Below are 21627 nucleotides of genomic sequence, written 5' to 3'. Positions count from 1 at the left end.
GGAATTTTCTGACTTCCAACTTCGGCCTTCCGACTTCCGGGTCCCAGCTCCCTCTATTTCTGCCTGAAATAGATTTGAATAGGAACACCTGTAAAATTAAAATTATCGCGCAACTGGTTTTCGATATACCTTTTATAAGGCGCTCTGATGTATTGCGGCAAATTGGCAAACAAGGCAAAGGCCGGAGTAGGCGAAGGCAGTTGGGTGCAATATTTAATTTTTATAAATTTCCCTTTTACCGATGGCGGACCATAATTTTCGATCGCTTCAAGCAACACTTCGTTTAGTTCCGAAGTTTTAATACGTTGTTTACGGTTTTGATATACCTCCATGGCTATTTCAAGCGCCTTGTGTACACGCTGTTTGGTAAGTGCCGAAATAAAAAGAATAGGTACATCGGTAAATGGTGCCAGGCGTTGCTGAATTTCTTCGGTCATTTTTTTGGTGGTCATGGTATCCTTATCTATCAAATCCCATTTATTAACCAAAATAACCACCCCCTTTTTATTTTTTAGAATCAGGTTCATAATGTTCATGTCCTGGGCTTCTACTCCGCGGGTTGCATCAATTAACAATAAACACACATCCGAGTTTTCGATGGTCCGTACCGAGCGTAAAACCGAATAAAACTCCAGGTCTTCGCTAACCTTTCCTTTTTTTCGCAAGCCGGCAGTATCTACAATCATAAAATCGTGGCCAAATTTGTTGTAGCGCGTATGTATCGAGTCGCGGGTTGTTCCGGCCACATCGGTAACAATGTTCCGGTCTTCGCCGATTAATGCATTTATGAAAGATGATTTTCCAACATTTGGCCTTCCTACCACCGACAGGTAGGGAAGCTCGTGCTCCTCTTCCAGTGCATCTTTGTGTGGGAATTTTTTTACCAGCTCATCCAACATATCACCTGTTCCGCTACCGGTCATCGACGAAATGCATTGAATTTCGCCCAGTCCCAGGCCATAAAATTCCTGTGCGTCAAGTATCCGGGCATTGTTGTCAACTTTATTAACAACCAGCAAAACCTCTTTTTTGCTTCGGCGTAAAATATTGGCAATGGCATCATCCAGATCGGTTATGCCGGCCTCTACATCTACCAAAAAAACAATCACATCGGCTTCATCGATGGCCAAATGCACTTGTTTGTTTATTTCTGCTTCAAAAACATCATCAGAGTTTACCACATAACCACCGGTATCGATTACCGAAAACTCCACACCCGACCATTCGCCTTTGCCGTAATTGCGGTCGCGGGTTACACCTGCTGTTTCGTCAACAATGGCTTTTCGCTGTTCAATAAGACGATTAAACAAGGTCGATTTTCCTACGTTGGGGCGTCCAACTATTGCTACTATTCTGCTGCTCATTTTTTCTGAAATTCAATTTATAAATAGCCCAACAATTTAATAACCTACAACTGCCAGGTTATAAATTCGAGTAAAAACTAAAATTTATCGTACCCGAATTGTTTTAACGAACCATCTTTTTCGCGCCAGTCTTTGGCTACTTTTACATATAGTTCCATGAATATTTTCTTGCCAAAAAATTCTTCGGCATCTTTTCGGGCTTCTGTTCCAACACGCTTAATCATCTTTCCCTGATGACCAATTATAATCCCTTTCTGACTATCACGAGAAACATGAATTACCGATCGGATATGAATAATCTTTTCTTCTTCTTTAAATTCCTCTACTTCCACTTCAACCGAATACGGAATTTCTTTCTGGTAATGCAGCAAAATCTTCTCGCGAATAATCTCCTGCACAAAAAATCGTTCGTTTCGATCTGTTAATTCGTCTTTTGGGAAAAAGGCAGGCCCTTCGGGCAACAGTTCAAGTATCCGGTCGAAAATTGGTTCGATATTAAATTTTTCGAGTGCCGAAATGGGAAATACATCGGCCCCTGGAAAAGTATCCGACCAGTGATTGTAGAGCTTTACTACCTCTTCCTGGTTCGACAAATCAATTTTATTAAGCAAAACAATAACCGGCATATTCGATTTTCGTACTTTCTCGATATACTCCGGATTTTTATCCACTTTCTCTTTTACATCGGTAACAAAAAGGATTACATCAGCATCAATTAACGCGGTGTCAACAAATTTCATCATCGATTCCTGTAGCTTGTAACTGGGCTTTAAAATACCGGGAGTATCGGAATAAACAATCTGGAAATCGTCGCCGCTAACAATGCCTTTTATACGGTGACGCGTGGTTTGCATCTTTTGGGTAATGATAGACAGTTTTTCGCCTACCAGTGCATTCATTATTGTTGATTTTCCTACGTTTGGATTTCCAACAATATTCACAAATCCTGCTTTATGTGTCATTATTTCAACTATTAGGTGTTCCTTCCCTTGCGGGAATTCTTTGTTATTTTTTAAAAACCGGCACAAAGATAATCGAAATAAACAAATGGCACTCATTGCACTATAATATTTTGATTTTCAAGGCAGAACTTTCGCAACATCCGGCTCAGAATATGGCCATTTCCTTTTGATTTACGCCCCTTTTTTAGTAACTTAAAATAGTACTGCAACACCAGTAAAACTTAATGCCATGGATTCAATTGCTTTTTGGGATAAGGTGGGCATTTCGGTGCGTGCCCGAAAAACACTACAAAAATTGCTGGATGAAAACCCGGTTCTCGAAAAAATTATTCGCAATTCGGAAAATGTAGTTGAAATTCATGAAGCCATACGCAACTGGGTTTTTCCGATTTTAAAACGAAATCAGGCCGCATTACATTATTACAGAAACACAAAAACAGATCCGGATCTGGCATTAAAACTAAGCTGGCAAGACCAGGCAGCCATACGCATTTTGGATTATATCGACCATGCAGGCAGTGAGTTTCCCGATCAGAATATTGGCGGACAGCTGGCTAAAACCAACCCGTTTAAGCTACTTTGGCTGGCTACACACAATGGTACAGGCGGAGCAAAAGTTGCCTTTTTTAAAGATATGCTGGAACTTTTCAGGCAGTTAAGTGGCAAAAATGCTCACCTCGCTCCACAACGTAAACAACTAAATAGCTGGATGGAAAAGTACCCATCAGGGCTGGATGTAAAAGTTGATAAACTACGTAAAATCAATCAGAAGAGGATAATTCGCATCCTTATTGAAAAAATTGACAGTGGTGAAATAACGAGCAAACGCTATTGTTTCGCGAAAGGCCTGAGCTTTTACGAAAAAGAAGCTCAAATGGAGCAATGGTGGCAAGAAAGCAACTTTCATTTGCGTTTTGCTGTGCGCTCGCCCGAGTTGTTAAACGAAATGCTGGATTACACCCTTACGAACGAAACCATGAAGGTGTTAAATAAAGCACGGCGAAAAGGCATTCCGTTTTTTGTTAATCCCTACTACCTGTCGCTTTTAAACTCCTACATTCCGGATTATGTAGTAGGTGCCGATTTGGCCATTCGGTGTTACGTTATTTACAGCAAGCAACTGGTTGAAGAGTTTGGAAATATTGTTGCCTGGGAAAAAGAAGACAAAGTTAAACCCGGCAAACCCAATGCTGCCGGATGGCTTATTCCATCATACAATATTCACCGGCGTTATCCCGAGGTAGCCATTTTTATACCCGACACAGTTGGGCGGGCCTGTGGTGGCTTATGTGCCAGCTGCCAGCGCATGTACGATTTTCAAAGCGGCCGTTACAATTTCAACCTGAAAAAGCTAAAACCTGAGAAATCGTGGTCCGAACGTCTTCCCAGATTACTGGAGTATTTTAGATACGACGCTCAGCTTCGCGATATTCTGATAACAGGTGGCGATGCCTTAATGAGCAGTAACAAAAGCCTGAAAGAAATTCTGGATGCAATTTATAATATGGCAAAAGCCAAAATTGAGGACAACAAAAGGCGCGCGGAAGGCGACAAATTTGCCGAAATTTTACGAATAAGGATTGGAACACGACTGCCGGCTTACCTGCCCCAACGCATAACCCCCGAGTTGGGTAAAATGCTGGCCATTTTTAAACAAAAAGCACAAAAAATTGGCATAAAACAGTTTGTTATACAAACACATTTTCAGTCGCCCATGGAAATAACACCCGAATCAAAACGGGCCATTCAGCTATTGCTAAAATCGGGATGGGCCGTTACCAACCAGCTTGTTTTTACCGCCGCAGCATCAAGGCGAGGGCACAGTGCGAAACTCCGAAAAGTTTTAAACGAAATTGGCGTACTCTCGTACTATACTTTTACCGTAAAAGGTTTTAAAGAAAACAAAAGCAACTTTACCCCAAATTCAAGAGTTCTGCAAGAACGTATGGAAGAGAAAATTTTTGGGAACATCCCCGAACATCAAATGGATTTTGCACAAAACCTGCTCTTGCAACCCGATAAAATTGTGGAGAATATAAAAGGATTATGCAATATTGCCGATATTTCGTTTTTATCCACTGACCGAAGCATTCTTAACCTTCCCGGTGTAGGAAAAAGTATGACTTTCCGCACCATAGGAATTACCCGTTACGGACGAAGAATTCTGGAATTCGACCACGACCCTACTCGGGCCCATAGTCCCATAATTCATAAAATGGGAAAGGTAATTGTTATCGAATCAAAGTCCATTGCCGAATACCTCGATCAGTTAGAAGAAATGGGCGAACGCAAAGCAGACTACAAAGGAGTTTTTGGCTATTCAATAGGACAAACCGAACCGCGAATGGCAATGTACGAATACCCGGATTACAGCTATAAGGTAAGCGAAAGAATCACCAACCTGGAAATCTGAAGTTGCTAAATTTTCATTATTAAAAAGCTGAAAAGCATTGGTTTTACAACTCCAAATCCTGCAGCAGTTCAGCACTTAATGTTCCTGATGCTATTTCACGAACCTCACCGGTCATTCGAATTTCCCAATCCTCGTCAATTTCAATGGCCAGGCTACCCCCCGGCATTTTTATACTAAGGTTTCGTTCCGTTAATCCGCGCTTCACCACTGTGCATGCCACTGCACACGACGAGCTACCCGATGCCAGTGTCCAGCCGGCACCACGCTCCCAAATTAATACCTCCACTTCGTTGGGCGAAACCACACGGGCAAACTGCACATTTATCCGGTTCGGAAACATCGAATGGTTTTCAATTTCAGCACCATAGGTTTTTATCTCCAACTCATCAAGTTCATCTTTTAAAATAACACAATGCGGATTCCCTACCGAAACACAGTTAATTTCGTAACTGCGTTCTGCCAATTCCATCACTTCGCCAATGCACTCTTCATTTGCGCAGGCAACAGGAATTTTTTCCGATTCAAAAATGGCTTTTCCCATATCTACTTTAATGGTTTTAGCCTTGTTGTTTTTCTCTTCAATTACCTCGGCCTTAACCAAACCTCCCAGTGTTTCAATACTAAACGATTTTTCTTTAGTAAACCCATAATCGTACAAATACTTCGCAAAAATACGCAAGCCGTTGCCACTTTTCTCGGCTTCCGAACCATCGGGATTCAGAATACGCAAACCAAAATCGGCGTTATTGCTTGGCACCTTTAACAAAATCCCATCCGAACCAATTCCAAAATGCACGTCGCAAATACGCACAATGGCTTTTTCTGTTAATTTAAAGCTTATCTCATCTTGGTTAAGGGTGATATAATCGTTACCTAATCCGTGTGATTTTACAAAAAAGTTTTGCATGATTAAATTAATTTTTGTCAAAACTAATACAGATGATAGAAATAAAAGCTGACTACCCGCATTAAATTAATCTAAATAGCCATAAAGGCACAGAGCTTGAAAAAATACTTGCCGGTAGATTTTTTTATCTTTACGCCTCAATTGCTGAAAATCATTATAAAATAGACAGATATGGCACTTATTAACGAAAATTACCTGAAACTTCAGGCGGGGTATCTTTTCCCGGAAATTGGACGTAGGGTTAACGAATTTATTGAAGCAAACCCGGACAAAAAGGTTATTAAAATGGGTATTGGAGATGTTACCCGGCCGCTGGTACCAAGTGTTGTTAAAGCCTTTCACGAAGGTGTTGACGAAATGGCCAAAGGCGAAACATTTAAAGGCTATGGCCCCGAACAAGGGTATGCTTTTTTACGCGAAGCCATTGCAAAAAACTCGTACCAGGAGAAAGGTATAGATATTTCGGCAGATGAAATTTTTGTTTCTGACGGCTCGAAATGCGATACCGGAAACATTCAGGAGATTTTTGGCCACAACAATAAAATTGCCATTTGCGACCCGGTTTACCCGGTTTATGCCGACACTACTGTGATGAGCGGAAAAACTGGCACTTGCCAGGAAAATGGCCATTACGAAGGAATTATTTACATGCCTTGTACAAAAGAAAACGGCTTTATTCCTGAGCTTCCAACAGAAACTCCTGACCTGATTTTCCTTTGCTACCCGAACAATCCAACAGGAACGGTTGCTTCGAAAGAAGAATTGAAGAAATGGGTTGATTATGCCATCGAAAAAAATGCGATCATTCTTTACGATGCGGCTTACGAAGCTTTTATAACTGAAGAAGGTATTCCTCGTTCGATTTACGAAATTGAAGGTGCAAAAAAGGTAGCCATCGAGTTCCGCAGTTTCTCGAAAACCGCCGGTTTTACAGGTACCCGTTGCGCCATTACTGTTATACCGAAAGAATTGGTTGCTTTTGATTCGGCAGGAAAAGCACACCCCGTAAAAGCATTATGGAACCGCCGCCAATCAACCAAGTTTAATGGTGTTTCGTACCCGGTACAAAAAGCAGCTGCTGCTATTTACACCAAAGAAGGCAAAAAGGAAGTAGAAGAAGTAATTGCCTACTACCTTGAGAATGCTAAGATAATGCGCGAAAGCCTGGCCGAAATTGGCTATGAAGTTTATGGTGGTGTAAATGCACCCTATGTTTGGGTGAAAACAAAAAACAACATGACCTCGTGGGACTTTTTTGACAAAGTGTTAAATGAAGCAAACATTGTGGGAACACCAGGATCAGGCTTTGGCCCTGCCGGTGAAGGTTATTTTCGTTTTTCGGCTTTTGCCGACAGGGAAAATGTACTGGAAGCAATGGAAAGAGTAAAAAATCTATCGTAACATTGATATTTACAACACATAAAAAAATCCGGGCTGTTTTTTCAACCCGGATTTTTTTTATTACTTTTTTTACAAAATCGGTCCTGTTACTATATATACTTTCGGAGCATTAAAAAGGCCAGGCCTGCCATAAAAAGACATCCTCCCCAACCAATTACCAGCAACTCCCAGGCAGCTTTAGTAAGCCCATCAAAATCATTGAACTCTGACCAAACAGCCAGAAAAAAATAAAAACTGAGAATAAAGATACTTCCTGCCAAAATAATATTTAAAGCTTTCGATTGAAGAAAGAACTGTAAGACCAATAAGCCAATCATACCTCCGGCAAATACCGATGCGGTGGCTCCTTTATCAAAAGGGAGCAGGTATAAAATAAAAACAATAACAAGAAGGAAACAGGCAATTCGGCTCACCAAATGGTCTTTATCAAGCAAATCAATTTTTTTCCCAAAAGAAAGAGTAGCAGGCATAATTATCTGATTACGTTTTAATACCAACGCAGCATGCCTGCCAATATTATCTAGAAGCTATTTTCTATTTGGAAGTTCTTCCGGGATAAACCTTTAAAGCTTCGGTTAATATTTTTAAACAAACCGCCAAATCGGCCTTATTCAGCACATAAGCAATTCGCACCTCGTCCTGCCCTTTATCTGAACCGGTATAAAAGCCCGAAGCCGGTGCCAAAAACAGGGTTTGCTTTTCATATTGAAAGTCGGACAATAGCCATGCGCAAAATTTATCGGCATTATCAACTGGTAAGCGGGCAACAGTGTAAAAAGCCCCCATCGGAATAGGCGAATATACGCCATCAATGCGATTAAGCCCATCGATCAGAAATTTGCGTCGCTGCACATACTCGTTATAATTATTAAGCATGTATTCCGGATCGGCATCCAATGAAGCTTCAGCAGCAATTTGCCCGATAAGTGGCGGGCTTAATCGTGCCTGGCAAAACTTCATTACATTCTTTTTAACAGCTGCATTTTTTGTAATCAAGGCGCCAATACGCAAGCCACATTCGCTGTAACGTTTCGATACAGAATCAACCAGAACGACATTTTGCTCAATGCCTTCGAGGTGAAAAGCAGAAATATATGGAGCACCCGTGTAACAAAATTCACGGTACACCTCATCCGAGAACAGGTAGAGGTCGTATTTTTTTACCAGGTCACGAATGGCATTCATTTCCTGTTGCGTATACAAATAACCGGTTGGATTGTTAGGGTTACAAATCATTATCCCCTTGGTTTTTGGGGTAATCAATTTTTCGAACTCCTCAATCGGAGGCAATACAAACCCCTCTTCAATATCGCCGGGTATCGATTTAATTTTTGCCCCCGCAACAATTGCAAAAGCTTCGTAATTAGCATAAGCAGGTTCTGGCACAATAATTTCATCACCCGGATCAAGGCAACTCATAAAAGCAAAAGTTACAGCCTCACTCCCGCCCGATGTAACAATAATATCATCAGGCGTTACGTCAATGTCGAACTTGTGGTAATATTTGGCCAGTTTTTGGCGAAACGACAAAATTCCTTCACTGGGTGTATATTCCAGAATCTTTCTGTCGATCGACTTGATTGCCGCCAGCGCCTCAGGAGGAGTTGGTAAATCGGGTTGTCCGATATTTAAATGGAACACTTTAAGCCCTCGTTCTTTAGCTTCATGAGCTAACGGAGCTAATTTCCTGATTGGTGAATCAGGCATTATCCTTCCTCTGTCTGATACTGTCGGCATGTTATAAAATATATTTTAAAAGCAAGCAAATATAAGATTATCAATCTGAAATTAATAACGCATAAATTCAGACAAATTAACATCTTATTGCAAACTTAACTTCTAATTCCCTAAAAGCCTCTGCATAAAGCAATCGTAAAAATGTATTTTATTTGAAATCCTGAGAATTTATCATGTTTTAGTCATATCGAGTGGTCTATTTTTGAACTAAGAAAAAACTCAAATATTTTAAGAAATGATAATTGGTGTACCAAAAGAGATTAAGAATAACGAAAACCGCATTGCATTAACACCTGCAGGTGCTGCGGAATTGGTTAAACGAGGCCACGATGTATATGTACAGGCCGGAGGTGGACTGGGTAGCGGTTTCCAGGATGATGATTACACAGACGCCGGTGCGAAGATGCTCCCCACCATTGAAGATGTTTATGCTATTGCAGATATGATCATCAAAGTAAAAGAGCCGATTGAGCCGGAATACAAATTAATTAAAGAAGGACAGATTCTTTATACCTACTTCCACTTTGCTTCGTGCGAGCCATTAACGTATGCCATGATAGAAAACAAGTCGATTTGTTTGGCTTACGAAACAGTTGAACTAGCCGACCGATCGTTGCCACTGCTGGTACCAATGAGCGAAGTTGCAGGCCGTATGTCGGTTCAGGAAGGTGCAAAATACCTTGAAAAAACATTTGGCGGTTATGGTGTTTTACTTGGTGGAGTACCAGGTGTTCCTCCGGCAAATGTACTGATTATTGGTGGTGGTATTGTTGGTACCGAAGCTGCAAAAATGGCAGCTGGCCTGGGTGCTGATGTTACCATTATGGATGTATCGTTACCACGCTTGCGCTACCTCGATGATATTATGCCGCCAAACGTTAAAACCATGATGAGTAACGAATACAACATTCGGGAAATGGTAAAGCTAAACGACGTTATCATTGGTGCTGTATTAATTCCTGGTGCAAAAGCTCCGCGTTTAATTACCCGCGACATGCTTAACACCATGAAACCCGGAACTGTTTTGGTTGACGTTGCTGTTGACCAGGGAGGTTGTTTTGAAACCACCAAGGCAACTACGCATGCCGAACCTACTTTTGTAATCGACGATGTATTACACTATTGTGTTGCCAACATGCCGGGTGCTGTACCACGTACTTCAACCATTGCATTAACAAATGCAACGCTTCCGTATGCTATTGAAATTGCAGAAAAAGGCTGGAAACAAGCTTGCATTGATAGCGAACCGTTGCGCAAAGGTTTAAATGTGGTTGATGGCAAAGTGGTGTACAAAGGTGTTGCCGAGGCATTCGACCTGCCTTACCAAAAAGTTGAAACTGTTTTATAAAAAACCAATTCGGAATATTTTTACGAGCCTTTCCTGATTCAGGAAAGGCTTTTGTTTTTTCACCCTTGCACCCAACAGCTTCGTTTCCTGCATCTATCAGGAAACTGTTCGCTGTTGCAAACACCAAAAACTGTGTTTAGAAAAAAACAGTATCTTTAAAACTAATATCGAAAACAGATGAGTACAGCCAAACAAAAGATCTACGAAATTATTTTTGAAGCCGACACTCCCTCGGGAAAATTTTTCGATGTTTCGCTTTTAGTTGTTATCATCCTTAGTGTGGCCTTGGTGATGCTCGAAAGTGTTCCCGGCATTCGACAAAACCACCAGGAACTGCTTCATGGAATGGAATGGGGTATAACCATAATTTTTACCATCGAATACCTGCTGCGCATTGCAATTGTTGATAAGCCCTTTCGGTACATTTTCAGCTTTTACGGCATTATCGATTTATTATCGGTTTTACCAACATACATTGGCTTGGTGGTGGTTGGGTCGCATAGTTTAGTGGTAATACGTATTTTGCGCTTGCTACGTATTTTCAGAATATTAAAATTAACCCGTTACACCCTTGCCGGACGTTCGCTGGCACGAGCCATCTGGGCAAGCCGGGCTAAAATTAGTGTGTTTATTTATTTTGTTATTATTCTGGTTATAATTGTTGGCACCATCATGTACCTGGTTGAAGGCCCGGAGCATGGTTTCTCCAGCATTCCGCGCGGAATTTACTGGGCCATTGTTACATTAACAACGGTGGGCTATGGCGATATCAGCCCCGAAACTCCAATGGGACAGTTTCTGGCAAGTATTGTAATGATTATGGGCTACGCCATTATTGCCGTTCCTACCGGAATTGTTACTGCCGAAATCATTAACCCAACCATTGAGAAAAATACCCAGGTTTGCCCACAATGCCTGCACCATTCGCACGACGACGATGCGGCTTTCTGCAAAAAGTGTGGCGCACCAATAAACCAATAAGAAAACAATTGAACCCTTAAATTGAAAACCTCAGCCGTTAACAAACTTAGGGCAATTGTGAATATTTATACCGGTGAAACAGAAAGCAGATTCTTTTGATCAATTATTTTTGCAGGAGAAATAGTACAAGCCGCTTTGTCAGAAGGTGTGCTACTTAAAAAATAGAAATGAGGCAGTATTTAGATTTGTTGGAGACCATACTGGAAAAAGGGACAGAGAAGAAAGATAGAACCGGAACAGGAACCATCAGTCGGTTTGGACACCAAATGCGTTTTGATTTGAGCGAAGGATTCCCGGTAGTAACAACAAAAAAGCTGCATCTGAAATCCATTATTCACGAATTGCTTTGGTTTTTAGCCGGCGATACCAACCTTCGGTACCTTGCTCAGAACAATGTACACATCTGGGATGCCTGGCCTTACCGACGTTACAAACAGAGTGCAGAATTTCAGGGCGAATCAATTCGCGAATTCTCGCAGAAAATAGCCAACAATGAGCAGTTTGCTGCAACATGGGGAGAACTGGGGCCGGTTTACGGAAAACAATGGCGCGATTTTTCGGGCATCGACCAGATTAAGTGGGTGGTTAACGAGATAAAATACCTGCAAGAGAACAACGAAAGCCCCAACGGAAGACGCCTTATAGTTTCGGCCTGGAACCCACCGGAAGTTGAAGAAATGGCCATTGCCGGCCTGCCGCCTTGCCATACGCTGTTTCAGTTTTATGTGAGCAACGGAAAATTGTCTTGCCAACTGTACCAACGTAGTGCAGACGTATTTTTAGGCGTTCCTTTTAATATTGCTTCCTATGCGTTGTTAACTATGATGATAGCTCAGGTAAGCGGACTGGAACCCGGCGATTTTGTGCACAGCTTTGGCGATGTACATATTTACTCGAACCATATTGAACAGGTAAAATTGCAGCTAACGCGCGAACCCTACCCGCTGCCAACCATGAAGATAAATCCGGATGTAAAAAACATTTTCGACTTTAAAATTGACGACTTTGAATTAATTGGCTACCAATCGCATCCGCTGATTAAAGGTGCTGTTGCCGTTTAAATGCTGATAAAAAAATGACAAATAAAATACACAGGAATATCTCTATAATTGTTGCCATTGCCGAGAATTTTGCAATTGGAAAAAACAACGACTTACTTTTTCATTTACCAAACGATTTAAAGCGTTTTAAAGCCATTACCAGCGGACATACAATAATTATGGGCCGTAATACTTTGTTGTCGTTACCCAAATGGCCGCTACCCAACCGACGACACATAATTATTACTGATAAAAAAGAGGATGTTTTTGAGGGCTGCGAAACCGTATTTTCGATTGAAGAAGCCATTGAAAAGGTAAAAAACGAAGAAGAAGCTTTTATTATTGGTGGCGGAATGATTTACCGACAGTTCTTCCCGCTGGCCGGAAAACTTTACCTTACTCTGGTTCATCAACCATTTGAGGCCGACACATTTTTCCCTGAAATTGATTACCAGAACTGGAAAGAACTTAATCGTGAAGATTTATACGACGAAAAGAATGACTTTAACTATTCTTATTTAGATTTAGAGCGAAAATAAATTTTGCGGTCTGCAGCTTTGCTGTAAAAACTTTATACAATGACAAAAAAAACTGCCCTGCTCATTGCATTTTTTGCAATGCCCTTTTTGCTGTTTGCACAAAAGCCATTGCTCCACCTTAAGTACGAGCAGAACTACACCCCAACCTACTACGAAATTATTGAAATGTTTAAACTGCTGGATTCGGAATACGACAATGCCAAGCTTATAGAAAATGGCTTAACTGACGTTGGAAAGCCACTGCATACTTTCATAATTAACAGCGAAGCCGAATTTAGCCCGGAAAAAATAAAAGCTCGGGGTAAGACCGTTTTACTGATTAACAATGGCATTCACGCTGGAGAGCCATGCGGAATTGATGCCAGCCTTGAATTTGCCGACAATATTTTACGCAACCACAACAATATGGCTGACCTGCTGGAAAATACCGTAATTGTAATTATTCCGGCCTATAGCATTGGCGGCTTGTTGCAACGCAGTGCCTACAACCGCTCGGGGCAAACAACACCTTACGAAACAGGTTTCAGGGGCAATGCCGGCAACCTCGATCTTAATCGTGATTTTGTGAAATGCGACTCGGAAAATGCTAAAAGTTTCAACCGGATTTTTAGCCAATGGGACCCCGATGTATTTTTGGATACCCACACCACCAACGGCTCAGAACACCAATACAGTGTAACGCTGATTGCCCCATCGCCCGATATGTTTCCGCCAAGCCAGGAAAAATTTATCCGAAACAAACTACTACCCGGGCTTTACGAAAACATGAAAAAAGGCGATTATGAATTAATCCCGTATGTAAGCTGGATGTACCCAGATCCTAAAATGGGTATAAAAATGACTCAGGAAAGCGCCCGCTATTCTTCAGGCTATGCCGCCTTATTTAACAGCTATGGTATGATGACCGAAAATCATGTTTACAAAAATTATGCAGACCGCGTAAAATCATGCTACCAGTTTATTGAAGTTTTGGCAAGATTCACCTCGGCACATTCAAAAGAAATTATTGAAAGCCGTAAAACAGGGATTGCAGAATCGGTGGAAGCAAAAACCCACAATATTAATTTTGAATTGGATACCACCAAATTTGAAACGATTGAATTTAAAGGCTATGAGGTGGATCGCGAACAAATTAGCCCGGTAACCGGTCTCCCTCGATTTGGCTACGATAAAAGCAAACCATATACCGCTAACATCAAATATTTTACGCAGTACAAGGCAACCGAAGAAATAAAGGTGCCGGAATTTTACATTTTGCCACAGGCCTGGAGTGGTGTAATTCAACTGCTGGAACTTAATGAAATTGAATTTTCGCGCTTACCCACCGACACTACACTTGAAGTAGAGGTATATTACATTGAAGAATATTCTGATGCAGAACACTTAAACAACGGGCACTATTTTCACCACAAAGTTACTACCCGCAGCGAAACGCAGGAGATTAACTACTATGCCGGCGACCTGGTAATCCCTGTACGGCAAAAGAAAATTAAATATTTGCTTGAACTACTGGAACCCAAAGCCCGTGATTCATTCTTCCGCTGGAATTTCTTCGATCAGATACTGGATACTCGTGAATATTTCTCATCGTATGGATTTGAGGAAAATGCCATGAAGTACCTGAGGGAACATCCGGAATTAGAAGAAAAGCTGGAGAATAAACGAGCATCTGACCCGGAATTTGCACAAAACCATCGTGCGCAGCTCGGGTTTATCTACAACAACTCTGAATGGGCTGAAGAAACGCACAAACGTTACCCTGTAGCCCGAATTTATGAATAGAAAAAAGGCCTGATTTTCAAAAAATCAGGCCTTTTTTTATGCGAGCAGTTTGCCTAAGTTTGCAAACTTATTGTTGTAATCTTCAACTGACAGCCTAACAACCTCAAGCGCTTCTTCCTGCCCATAAGTTGCTGCAATTTCTGTATTTGAGTCAACGCCAGGCATATCTTTGTAAGTCAAAAAATAATGCTCTAATCGTTGAATAACAATCTCGGGCACCTGGCTAACATCGGTAAAATGACCATAAACGGTATCGTTATCCAAAACGGCAATAATCTTATCGTCAGCCTGGTCGCCATCAATCATTCGGAATCCGCCAATCGGACGCGCGGTAACCAACAAATCGCCGTGTGCCAGATCCTTTTCTGTTAGTACACAAATATCAATCGGATCGCCATCTCCTTTAATGTTTTTCCGGCCTGCTTTCTCACTACAGTACTCGCCTACCTTGTTGCCACAATAAGTTTGCGGAATAAAACCATAAAGCGCAGGAACAACATTCGAGAATTTTTGCGGCCGATCCACGCGAAGGTAACCGCTATCTTTATCAATTTCGTATTTAACTGTATCTGTTGAAACCACTTCTATAAAAGCAGTTAATTCTTCGGGAGCATTTTCACCAATAAAAACACCGTGCCAGGGGTGTGATTTATAACGTAGCCCCATCAGCCGTCCAATAGGATCTGAAAGTCTGTCTACCATAATTGTTAATTTTTGTTTTTATTCTGAAACCAATAGTAACTAAATTAGTTCAAATTTGAACTGCATTATGTAATTAATTTTTTATTAAACAATTTCAAAATCTGCTCTGTTTCCGGCTTTATCAACAGCAGCAACACTTATTTTTCCATTTGTCTTTAAATCAAAACTAAAAGGTTTACTTTTTAAAATTTGCGGGTGATGCTCCACTTTTCCAATTAGTTTTTTATCCTGAAAAATTTCGTAATGCGAGATCGGCTCATCGGCGGCAATTGAGGTATCCCATACCAATTTTCCATTCTGTTGGCGTACATTTTGGGGAGCCGACAGTTGTTTCCTCTCCAAAGCCTGAAAATAATTACTTGCCGGCTTTACTTTATTGGCCTGTTGTTCAATGCGTTTTCTTTCGTCCTTACTCATCCCGTCTGTCTCAATCTGCGCGGCATAAAAATTTTGCACCAACTGGCACTTTACAGGGTCATCATCAATCTGTCCGATACCAATAATCAGGGTATGCACACCCGGCGTTGTTAACGAATACTCAATTAATGGTTTACTGGGTAGTTCAGGCGAACCTACTTTCCGAAAAACATCGTCGGGGGTTTGCGACCACCGCGGCTCTTTATGATACATAGCGGCATCGGCAAAAACTTTCATCCCTATTATACCCATTCCTTTGGCAGCTGCAACCGGAATTACATTGTGTTGCATATTCATTTTTGTTTTATCGTTGGCGTTAATGGCCACCAGCATACCATCTAAAATTCCGAATTCGTCACGCTGAATCATCTCCATCATTGCCGGAGGATTGGCGTGCCCCGAAAAACCTATGTGCCGGATTAGTTTTTCGTTTTTAGGATTCATCCCTGTCAGGTTTGTTCCATCGCGCAAATCGCGCAGTGCCACCAGTGCTCCAAAGTTACTATCCGGATCGAGTGGCGTTTCCAATCCCAGGTAAAGTACATCTACCTCTTCGGTGTTGTGAAGGGTGTGGCACAATACCATATCCAGGTAGGCTCCTTCTGGGTAATTGCCTTTTCCATCGCCAAAAACCTGTGTTAATGTTCGTTTTACATCATCAACGGCACACTTTACATTTTCGCCCTGGCTCCAGTTGCGCACACCATCGCGTTCGGGCCAACCGGGTTTTCCCCATCGCATGGCTGTTTTGCTGGTTAACCAAATAGATTTCCGCAAGTTTTCATCATAAGCTTCTTCTCCCGGAATAAGGTTTAGCTTTTTAAAAGCTTTATTAAAATTGAGTTGGCTTTCCTGGTAAAGGTTTGAGGTGTCAAAATAATTTATGCCAAGCGAAAAAGCTTTTAAAATTATCGCAACCGGATCAACATCATCCGGTGTCCACTGAATAGATGCCTGTCCGCCCAGCCCGAGGGTAGTGACATTAAACCCGAGCTTGCCAAACGGACGTTTCATGGGCTCGGGCAGTTTTTCGGTATTACAGCCACCAAACGAAATAGCAGAAACTGCAGCCGTTGTTGTTGCTGATACTTTTATAAAATCTCGTCGGGTTACAGGATACTTTGATGGTGCCATAAGTGCTTGATTTTTGATTTCTTTAAAATTAACGGAAATTAGCAGAACGACCTAATATTCAACACAAAAACGCTGGCAGTCAGTATTGAACAAAACCCGCCAATGCATATACCAAGGCAGCCTGCCAGTTAATCGCAATTTCGTTTTTACTGTAAGAGGCCTGTTCATCTACCCAATCGGTAGCCGAGTGTCCTCCACCAACAAGATATCCCGGCCAGGGAGCATCAATTTTATCGGCTCCCGAACGGCGGTCGTGCGGGCGCATGGGCGGGTTGATGCCCAAACCGGTTACATACGATCGATTGTAATAATTCTTTCCGAAAATATGATCGAGAATTCCATTAGCTGTGTTTTTATATTTTGGATCCGGCTGAAGCAAATGGGCAACCTGCAGATTTACGGTTTGTCGGGCAACAGTTCCATTACATCCCCAGTAATACCTGCCTCCGAGTGTACGCCCATACACATCGGTCTCACCTTTTTCTACTAAAGCATCGGCATTGGCGATAATATTCTTTTTTATGGATGATGCTGTTTCGGCATTTTTTTCTTTGCGCAACGAAAGGGCATAGGTATACATGCCCAGATTCGACACATTTTGCCAATCCCAGTTTTCAAGTATTTCGTAGTTGATTGCCGCTGCCCTTTTTTCAAAATCAGCCAGGCAGCTTTCGTCACCTGTAGTTTCCCAAAGTTCTGCTGCTGCCCACAGTCGGTCGTCAGCATCTTTTGATTGGTAGCCTCCGGTTGAAAATTTACCCTGGTCAAAACGTTTATGCTCCGTGTTTTTCTGCAGAAAACGATAACTTACCCACGCGGCATCCAGACATTTTTTGGCATAAGCCGCATCGTAGGGTTTAAAATGCCGTGCTGCCATAGCCATAATAGCAACAAAATCAGCTGTTGCCGCCGAACTCCATTCGGTAAAATATCGCTTGGCATGATCGTCGCTGGCCATTATAAAACCTGAAAAGTTTTTTCGTGTTAGTTTATGCGAAACCCTGCCCGAACCATCGGGGTACTGCATTTTTAAAACCCAGTCAGTTTCCCACTTCAATTCCTGCAGGAAATCGGGGAAACCGGGTGCTGTTTCCGGAATATCCAGATCCATTTTTTCCAATTCAGCATGAAAATGATCCCAGGCATAAAACAATACTCCCATTGTTATTCCTGCATTTACCACATATTTTCCATGGTCGCCGGCATCGTGCCAACCGCCTGTACCATCGCGCTTCGAACCTTTATCGCCAATGTAATCTTCGTAAGCATCGTTTAAATGGCAGGCCTCCTGGTGGTAGTGGTTTCCGCCAAACTCACCATCAACAGCCATGCCGCAACGCCATAAATAAAAGGCACGCATACTTGTTTTGGCTGCAAAATTAAAAGCATCAGTAGCAATGGTAAATTCATGGCTTTGACCAATTCCGGGTACTTTCAGTATATATTCTCCCGGTTCTTGAAAATCGGAAAAATCAATTCTCCATACTTCCTGATTAACGTCTTCCTGGAAAATTGGCCCTGTAGCGTTACCTTCAAAAACAATTTCTCCGGATGAAACTGAAACAAGTTGAAATGAAGTACAGGATTTCGGAATAGCAGCTGTTTTGGGGCCATCAGTTAAAAACCCCAACGAATTAATATGAATACTTTGTGCAAAACCCAGGGAAAAACTACTCCAGAAAAAGAGTACAAAAATGACAGTTTTTTTCATGGTATGGTTGTATTGATTTAGGCTTTGAAGATACGAAATTTACTTATTGTTTAAAAGACAATATTCTTTACAACTTTAGGGCACCGATTAAAAATCAAGCCGGGGCTTCATCAAGCAAGTCAGAGAAGGTAAAAGCAGCGTTTTTTGGCTAATCAGCGAGTCTCATTTGGATTGCGACCATCACGATAGTTGATGCCTACCCACCCCAATTCTCCCGATCCAGGCTACGGTAATGAATAGCTTCTGACAAGTGATGTGCCTGCACCTGCTCTTCGCCCTCCAGGTCGGCAATCGTGCGCGACACTTTCAGTATGCGATCGTAGGCACGAGCCGATAATCCCAGTCGATCCATCGCATTTTTAATCAATTCGTTACTTTCGCTATCCAGCACTACATATTCGCGTATGAGTTTTGAACTCATTTGTGCATTGGCATAAACGCCTTTATGTGTTTCAAAACGTTGTTCCTGAATTTTTCGGGCAGCCAACACCCTTTCCCGAACGGCTTCACTACTTTCCGATGATTCCATTTCAGAGAGTTTTTTGAACGGAACGGGAACTACTTCAAGGTGAATATCGATACGATCGAGTAGCGGCCCAGAAATTTTATTGAGGTACTTTTGCACCACACCGGGGGCACAAACGCACTCTTTAGTAGGGTGATTATAATAACCACACGGACAGGGATTCATTGACGCAACCAGCATAAAACTTGCCGGATACTCCACCGAGAATCTGGCTCGCGAAATGGTAATATTGCGGTCTTCAAGCGGTTGGCGCATAACTTCCAGCACTGTTCGTTTAAATTCGGGCAATTCATCTAAAAATAAAACGCCATTTTGCGCCAGGCTAATTTCTCCGGGTTGTGGATAATTTCCACCACCTACCAAAGCTACGTCAGATATAGTGTGGTGTGGCGAACGGAATGGCCTGCGGGTCATCAGCGCAGTTTCTTTATCGATTTTGCCGGCAACCGAATGAATTTTTGTGGTTTCCAGCGCTTCTTTTAACGAAAAAGGTGGCAAAACTGTCGGTATTCGTTTGGCCAACATGGTTTTTCCCGATCCGGGTGGGCCAACCAAAATGATGTTATGCGAGCCTGCAGCTGCAATCTCCAGGGCGCGTTTTACATTCTCCTGTCCTTTAACGTCTGCAAAATCGAGCGGGTTATTATTTATTTGAGCGTAAAACTCGGCTCTGGTATCAATAACTGTTTGTTCAAGTTTGCTTTCATCATTCAAAAAGTCAATCACTTCCGTAATATTTTCGGCACCATACACTTTAAGCCGGTCGACTACAGCGGCTTCGCGTGCATTTTGTTTGGGCAAAATCAGGCCTTCAAATTCTTCTTTACGTGCATTTATCGCGATGGGCAGCACCCCCTTTATAGGTTGCAAAGTACCATCAAGCGAAAGTTCGCCCATTAAAACATACCTGGCCAGTTTTTCTGAATTAATTTGACCCGATGCCGCCAAAACAGCTGCTGCCAGCGTTAAATCATAAGCCGATCCTTCTTTCCGGATATCGGCAGGGGCCATATTGATAATGATTTTCTTTTTAGGCCATTTGTAACCATTTAAACGCAGGGCCGATTCAATTCGTTGCTGACTTTCTTTTACAGCACTGTCGGGCAAGCCAACAAGCAGGAATTTAATTCCAGTGGTTACATCTACTTCAATGGTAATGGTTGTAGCATCGATCCCAAATACTGCACTTCCGAAGGTTTTAACTAACATAAACGGGGATTTAGTTTAACAGTAGTAAATGTAGCAAAAAGGGAGGAGAATTAAAAGACTGGCAATCAGAACAATTTTTTACGTTTTACCAGGTACGAAAAGAGTACATCATTAAAATCTTTGTTAATGTCAGCTTCTGCAAGGTCAATCTGGTATTGCCCGCACTTTACTTTTAAATCTTCAAAATATTGGTTTACCGTAGCGGTATAGTGCTGTTTTACTTCCCACGGATTAAACTTTACAACCTGGCCACTTTCCAAATCCACAAATTTATGTGGCCGGTTTCCAAAGTCAAACTCCCGCTCGAGTTCATGATCGGTTACATGAAAAAGAATAACCTCGTGTTTGTTGTAACGCAGGTGTTGCAGTGCCGAAAACAACTCCTCGTTTTTCGAGCTGTCGAGCATGTCGCTAAAAATAATAACCAGCGAACGTTTGTGAATGTTTTCTGCAATTTGGTGCAGTACCTGTGTGGTATTGGTGGTTTTTCGCAAACTGGCATTTTCGGGCTGAATAAGCTCCGACAGTTTTCCGTACATCACCTCGGCGTTTACCGACGATATGCGGGGCGAGGAGTGGAACTCGATTTCGTCTGAAAAAAGGGTAAGTCCAACGGCATCGCGCTGTTTACGCATTAAATAAATGAGTGCAGCTGCGGTGTAAACCGAAAAGGCCAATTTGTTTTGCAAATGCTTTTTCCCTTTTGAATAGGGGAATAACATGGATGAGGAGGTATCGACTACCAATTGACACCGCAGGTTGGTTTCCTCTTCGTATTGTTTAACGAAAAGCTTGTCGGTGCGTGCGAACAGCTTCCAATCCACATGCTTGGTTGATTCGCCCTGATTGTAGAGACGGTGTTCGGCAAATTCAACCGAGAAACCATGAAACGGACTGCGGTGCAAACCGGTAATAAATCCTTCAACTACCTGCCGGGCCACCAGTCCGAGGTTATCAAAACGATGAAATTGTTCTATGTCGAATATATTCTTCACAAATCAAAAAAATAAAAACTGTCATCCCCGTAGCCAGCAAATGCAGCATTTTTAATCGCTACATTCTTCTTACAACTACCAGAAATGACAGTTTTAATTTACAGAACTATTACAGCAGCGCTTCCAGCTTGTCGATAAAGGCTTGTTTTGGAGCTGCGCCAACCTGTTTGTCTACAACTTCACCGTTTTTAACAAACAATACTGTTGGAATATTTCTGATTCCATACTTTGCTGCAACCTCTCCGTTGTTGTCAACATCAACTTTGCCAATCACTGCTTTGCCTTCATATTCGGCAGCCATTTCTTCAACAATCGGTGCAATCATTCTACAAGGGCCACACCATACTGCCCAAAAGTCGATCATTACCGGTTTGTCTGAATTCATTACCAATTCTTCAAAATTGGCATCTGTAATTTCTAAAGCCATATTAAAATCTTTTTATTGTTGTATGTCGTTTG

Annotated in this window: 18 protein-coding genes; 7 read left to right on the top strand and 11 right to left on the bottom strand. The window is 41.9% G+C overall.

Annotation, left to right across the window (positions count from 1 at the left end):
• Nucleotides 1-53 precede the first annotated feature (53 nt).
• Together der and era are read right to left on the bottom strand one after the other, a co-directional pair.
• A complete protein-coding gene (gene der / locus QZ574_RS03585; protein WP_297086855.1) occupies nt 54-1364 on the bottom strand; it encodes a ribosome biogenesis GTPase Der in 1311 nt (436 codons plus the stop codon).
• Nucleotides 1365-1441: 77 nt separating this feature from the next.
• Nucleotides 1442-2326, bottom strand: coding sequence for a GTPase Era (gene era, locus QZ574_RS03580; protein ID WP_297086853.1), 885 nt, complete (start codon nt 2324-2326; stop codon nt 1442-1444).
• A 229-nt stretch (nt 2327-2555) separates the two neighbouring features.
• On the opposite strand from era, the gene QZ574_RS03575 reads away from it, so the two are divergent.
• Nucleotides 2556-4739: a hypothetical protein gene (locus QZ574_RS03575; protein ID WP_297086851.1), complete on the top strand. Its 2184-nt coding sequence runs from the start codon at nt 2556-2558 to the stop codon at nt 4737-4739.
• 43 nt (nt 4740-4782) lie between these two features.
• On the opposite strand, the gene dapF is transcribed toward QZ574_RS03575, so the two are convergent.
• Nucleotides 4783-5646, bottom strand: a complete 864-nt coding sequence (gene dapF / locus QZ574_RS03570) for a diaminopimelate epimerase (protein ID WP_297086849.1) — start codon at nt 5644-5646, stop codon at nt 4783-4785.
• Between the two features lie 171 nt (nt 5647-5817).
• On the opposite strand from dapF, the gene QZ574_RS03565 reads away from it, so the two are divergent.
• A complete protein-coding gene (locus QZ574_RS03565; RefSeq protein WP_297086847.1) occupies nt 5818-7047 on the top strand; it encodes an LL-diaminopimelate aminotransferase in 1230 nt (409 codons plus the stop codon).
• An 89-nt stretch (nt 7048-7136) separates the two neighbouring features.
• On the opposite strand, the gene QZ574_RS03560 is transcribed toward QZ574_RS03565, so the two are convergent.
• Both QZ574_RS03560 and QZ574_RS03555 read right to left on the bottom strand, forming a co-directional pair.
• Complete coding sequence (locus tag QZ574_RS03560) at nt 7137-7517, bottom strand: hypothetical protein (RefSeq protein ID WP_297086846.1); 381 nt, start codon at nt 7515-7517, stop codon at nt 7137-7139.
• Between the two features lie 64 nt (nt 7518-7581).
• Nucleotides 7582-8784 carry a pyridoxal phosphate-dependent aminotransferase gene (locus tag QZ574_RS03555; protein WP_297086844.1) on the bottom strand — a complete coding sequence of 401 codons (1203 nt, stop codon included), beginning with the start codon at nt 8782-8784 and terminating at the stop codon, nt 7582-7584.
• A 235-nt stretch (nt 8785-9019) separates the two neighbouring features.
• Between QZ574_RS03555 and ald the strand changes: the two genes are divergently transcribed.
• The 5 genes from ald to QZ574_RS03530 all read left to right on the top strand — a co-directional run bounded on the left by ald (nt 9020) and on the right by QZ574_RS03530 (nt 14474).
• Nucleotides 9020-10132, top strand: coding sequence for an alanine dehydrogenase (gene ald / locus QZ574_RS03550; RefSeq protein ID WP_297086842.1), 1113 nt, complete (start codon nt 9020-9022; stop codon nt 10130-10132).
• Nucleotides 10133-10309: 177 nt separating this feature from the next.
• Nucleotides 10310-11113, top strand: a complete 804-nt coding sequence (locus QZ574_RS03545; protein WP_297086840.1) for an ion transporter — start codon at nt 10310-10312, stop codon at nt 11111-11113.
• Nucleotides 11114-11280: 167 nt separating this feature from the next.
• The gene (gene thyA / locus QZ574_RS03540) at nt 11281-12174 is read left to right on the top strand and encodes a thymidylate synthase (RefSeq protein ID WP_297086839.1); all 894 of its coding nucleotides are present in this window, start codon (nt 11281-11283) and stop codon (nt 12172-12174) included.
• Between the two features lie 14 nt (nt 12175-12188).
• Nucleotides 12189-12692, top strand: coding sequence for a dihydrofolate reductase (locus QZ574_RS03535; protein WP_297086837.1), 504 nt, complete (start codon nt 12189-12191; stop codon nt 12690-12692).
• Between the two features lie 39 nt (nt 12693-12731).
• Nucleotides 12732-14474 carry a M14 family zinc carboxypeptidase gene (locus QZ574_RS03530; protein ID WP_297086835.1) on the top strand — a complete coding sequence of 581 codons (1743 nt, stop codon included), beginning with the start codon at nt 12732-12734 and terminating at the stop codon, nt 14472-14474.
• Nucleotides 14475-14510: 36 nt separating this feature from the next.
• Here QZ574_RS03530 and QZ574_RS03525 read toward each other — a convergent pair whose 3' ends face one another.
• The 6 genes from QZ574_RS03525 to trxA form a co-directional block, all read right to left on the bottom strand.
• Nucleotides 14511-15176, bottom strand: a complete 666-nt coding sequence (locus QZ574_RS03525; protein WP_297086833.1) for an inorganic pyrophosphatase — start codon at nt 15174-15176, stop codon at nt 14511-14513.
• Between the two features lie 84 nt (nt 15177-15260).
• Entirely contained in the window at nt 15261-16727 is a 1467-nt protein-coding gene (locus QZ574_RS03520; RefSeq protein WP_297086831.1) for an aldo/keto reductase, read from the bottom strand.
• 79 nt (nt 16728-16806) lie between these two features.
• Nucleotides 16807-18438, bottom strand: coding sequence for a glycoside hydrolase family 9 protein (locus QZ574_RS03515; RefSeq protein ID WP_297086829.1), 1632 nt, complete (start codon nt 18436-18438; stop codon nt 16807-16809).
• 196 nt (nt 18439-18634) lie between these two features.
• Nucleotides 18635-20173 (bottom strand): YifB family Mg chelatase-like AAA ATPase, encoded by a 1539-nt coding sequence (locus QZ574_RS03510; protein ID WP_297086827.1) that lies wholly within the window; start codon nt 20171-20173, stop codon nt 18635-18637.
• A gap of 65 nt (nt 20174-20238) precedes the next feature.
• Nucleotides 20239-21168 (bottom strand): DUF58 domain-containing protein, encoded by a 930-nt coding sequence (locus tag QZ574_RS03505; RefSeq protein ID WP_297086825.1) that lies wholly within the window; start codon nt 21166-21168, stop codon nt 20239-20241.
• A 109-nt stretch (nt 21169-21277) separates the two neighbouring features.
• Entirely contained in the window at nt 21278-21595 is a 318-nt protein-coding gene (gene trxA / locus QZ574_RS03500) for a thioredoxin (protein ID WP_297086823.1), read from the bottom strand.
• Nucleotides 21596-21627: the final 32 nt, after the last annotated feature.

This window comes from uncultured Draconibacterium sp. (genome assembly GCF_913063105.1).
Classification (GTDB): domain Bacteria; phylum Bacteroidota; class Bacteroidia; order Bacteroidales; family Prolixibacteraceae; genus Draconibacterium.
The sequence above is the reverse complement of the archived record's forward strand: the minus strand, read 5'-3'. Positions and strand labels throughout refer to the sequence as shown.

What these genes read in the sequence shown, in the direction of transcription:
- QZ574_RS03535 (WP_297086837.1), top strand. Translation starts at nt 12,189, where the DNA reads ATGACAAATAAAATACACAGGAATATCTCTATAATTGTTGCCATTGCC.
- QZ574_RS03555 (WP_297086844.1), bottom strand. Translation starts at nt 8,784, where the DNA reads ATGCCGACAGTATCAGACAGAGGAAGGATAATGCCTGATTCACCAATC.
- QZ574_RS03525 (WP_297086833.1), bottom strand. Translation starts at nt 15,176, where the DNA reads ATGGTAGACAGACTTTCAGATCCTATTGGACGGCTGATGGGGCTACGT.
- QZ574_RS03565 (WP_297086847.1), top strand. Translation starts at nt 5,818, where the DNA reads ATGGCACTTATTAACGAAAATTACCTGAAACTTCAGGCGGGGTATCTT.
- der (WP_297086855.1), bottom strand. Translation starts at nt 1,364, where the DNA reads ATGAGCAGCAGAATAGTAGCAATAGTTGGACGCCCCAACGTAGGAAAA.
- QZ574_RS03515 (WP_297086829.1), bottom strand. Translation starts at nt 18,438, where the DNA reads ATGAAAAAAACTGTCATTTTTGTACTCTTTTTCTGGAGTAGTTTTTCC.
- QZ574_RS03520 (WP_297086831.1), bottom strand. Translation starts at nt 16,727, where the DNA reads ATGGCACCATCAAAGTATCCTGTAACCCGACGAGATTTTATAAAAGTA.
- thyA (WP_297086839.1), top strand. Translation starts at nt 11,281, where the DNA reads ATGAGGCAGTATTTAGATTTGTTGGAGACCATACTGGAAAAAGGGACA.
- QZ574_RS03530 (WP_297086835.1), top strand. Translation starts at nt 12,732, where the DNA reads ATGACAAAAAAAACTGCCCTGCTCATTGCATTTTTTGCAATGCCCTTT.
- QZ574_RS03575 (WP_297086851.1), top strand. Translation starts at nt 2,556, where the DNA reads ATGGATTCAATTGCTTTTTGGGATAAGGTGGGCATTTCGGTGCGTGCC.
- ald (WP_297086842.1), top strand. Translation starts at nt 9,020, where the DNA reads ATGATAATTGGTGTACCAAAAGAGATTAAGAATAACGAAAACCGCATT.
- dapF (WP_297086849.1), bottom strand. Translation starts at nt 5,646, where the DNA reads ATGCAAAACTTTTTTGTAAAATCACACGGATTAGGTAACGATTATATC.
- trxA (WP_297086823.1), bottom strand. Translation starts at nt 21,595, where the DNA reads ATGGCTTTAGAAATTACAGATGCCAATTTTGAAGAATTGGTAATGAAT.
- QZ574_RS03545 (WP_297086840.1), top strand. Translation starts at nt 10,310, where the DNA reads ATGAGTACAGCCAAACAAAAGATCTACGAAATTATTTTTGAAGCCGAC.
- era (WP_297086853.1), bottom strand. Translation starts at nt 2,326, where the DNA reads ATGACACATAAAGCAGGATTTGTGAATATTGTTGGAAATCCAAACGTA.
- QZ574_RS03560 (WP_297086846.1), bottom strand. Translation starts at nt 7,517, where the DNA reads ATGCCTGCTACTCTTTCTTTTGGGAAAAAAATTGATTTGCTTGATAAA.
- QZ574_RS03510 (WP_297086827.1), bottom strand. Translation starts at nt 20,173, where the DNA reads ATGTTAGTTAAAACCTTCGGAAGTGCAGTATTTGGGATCGATGCTACA.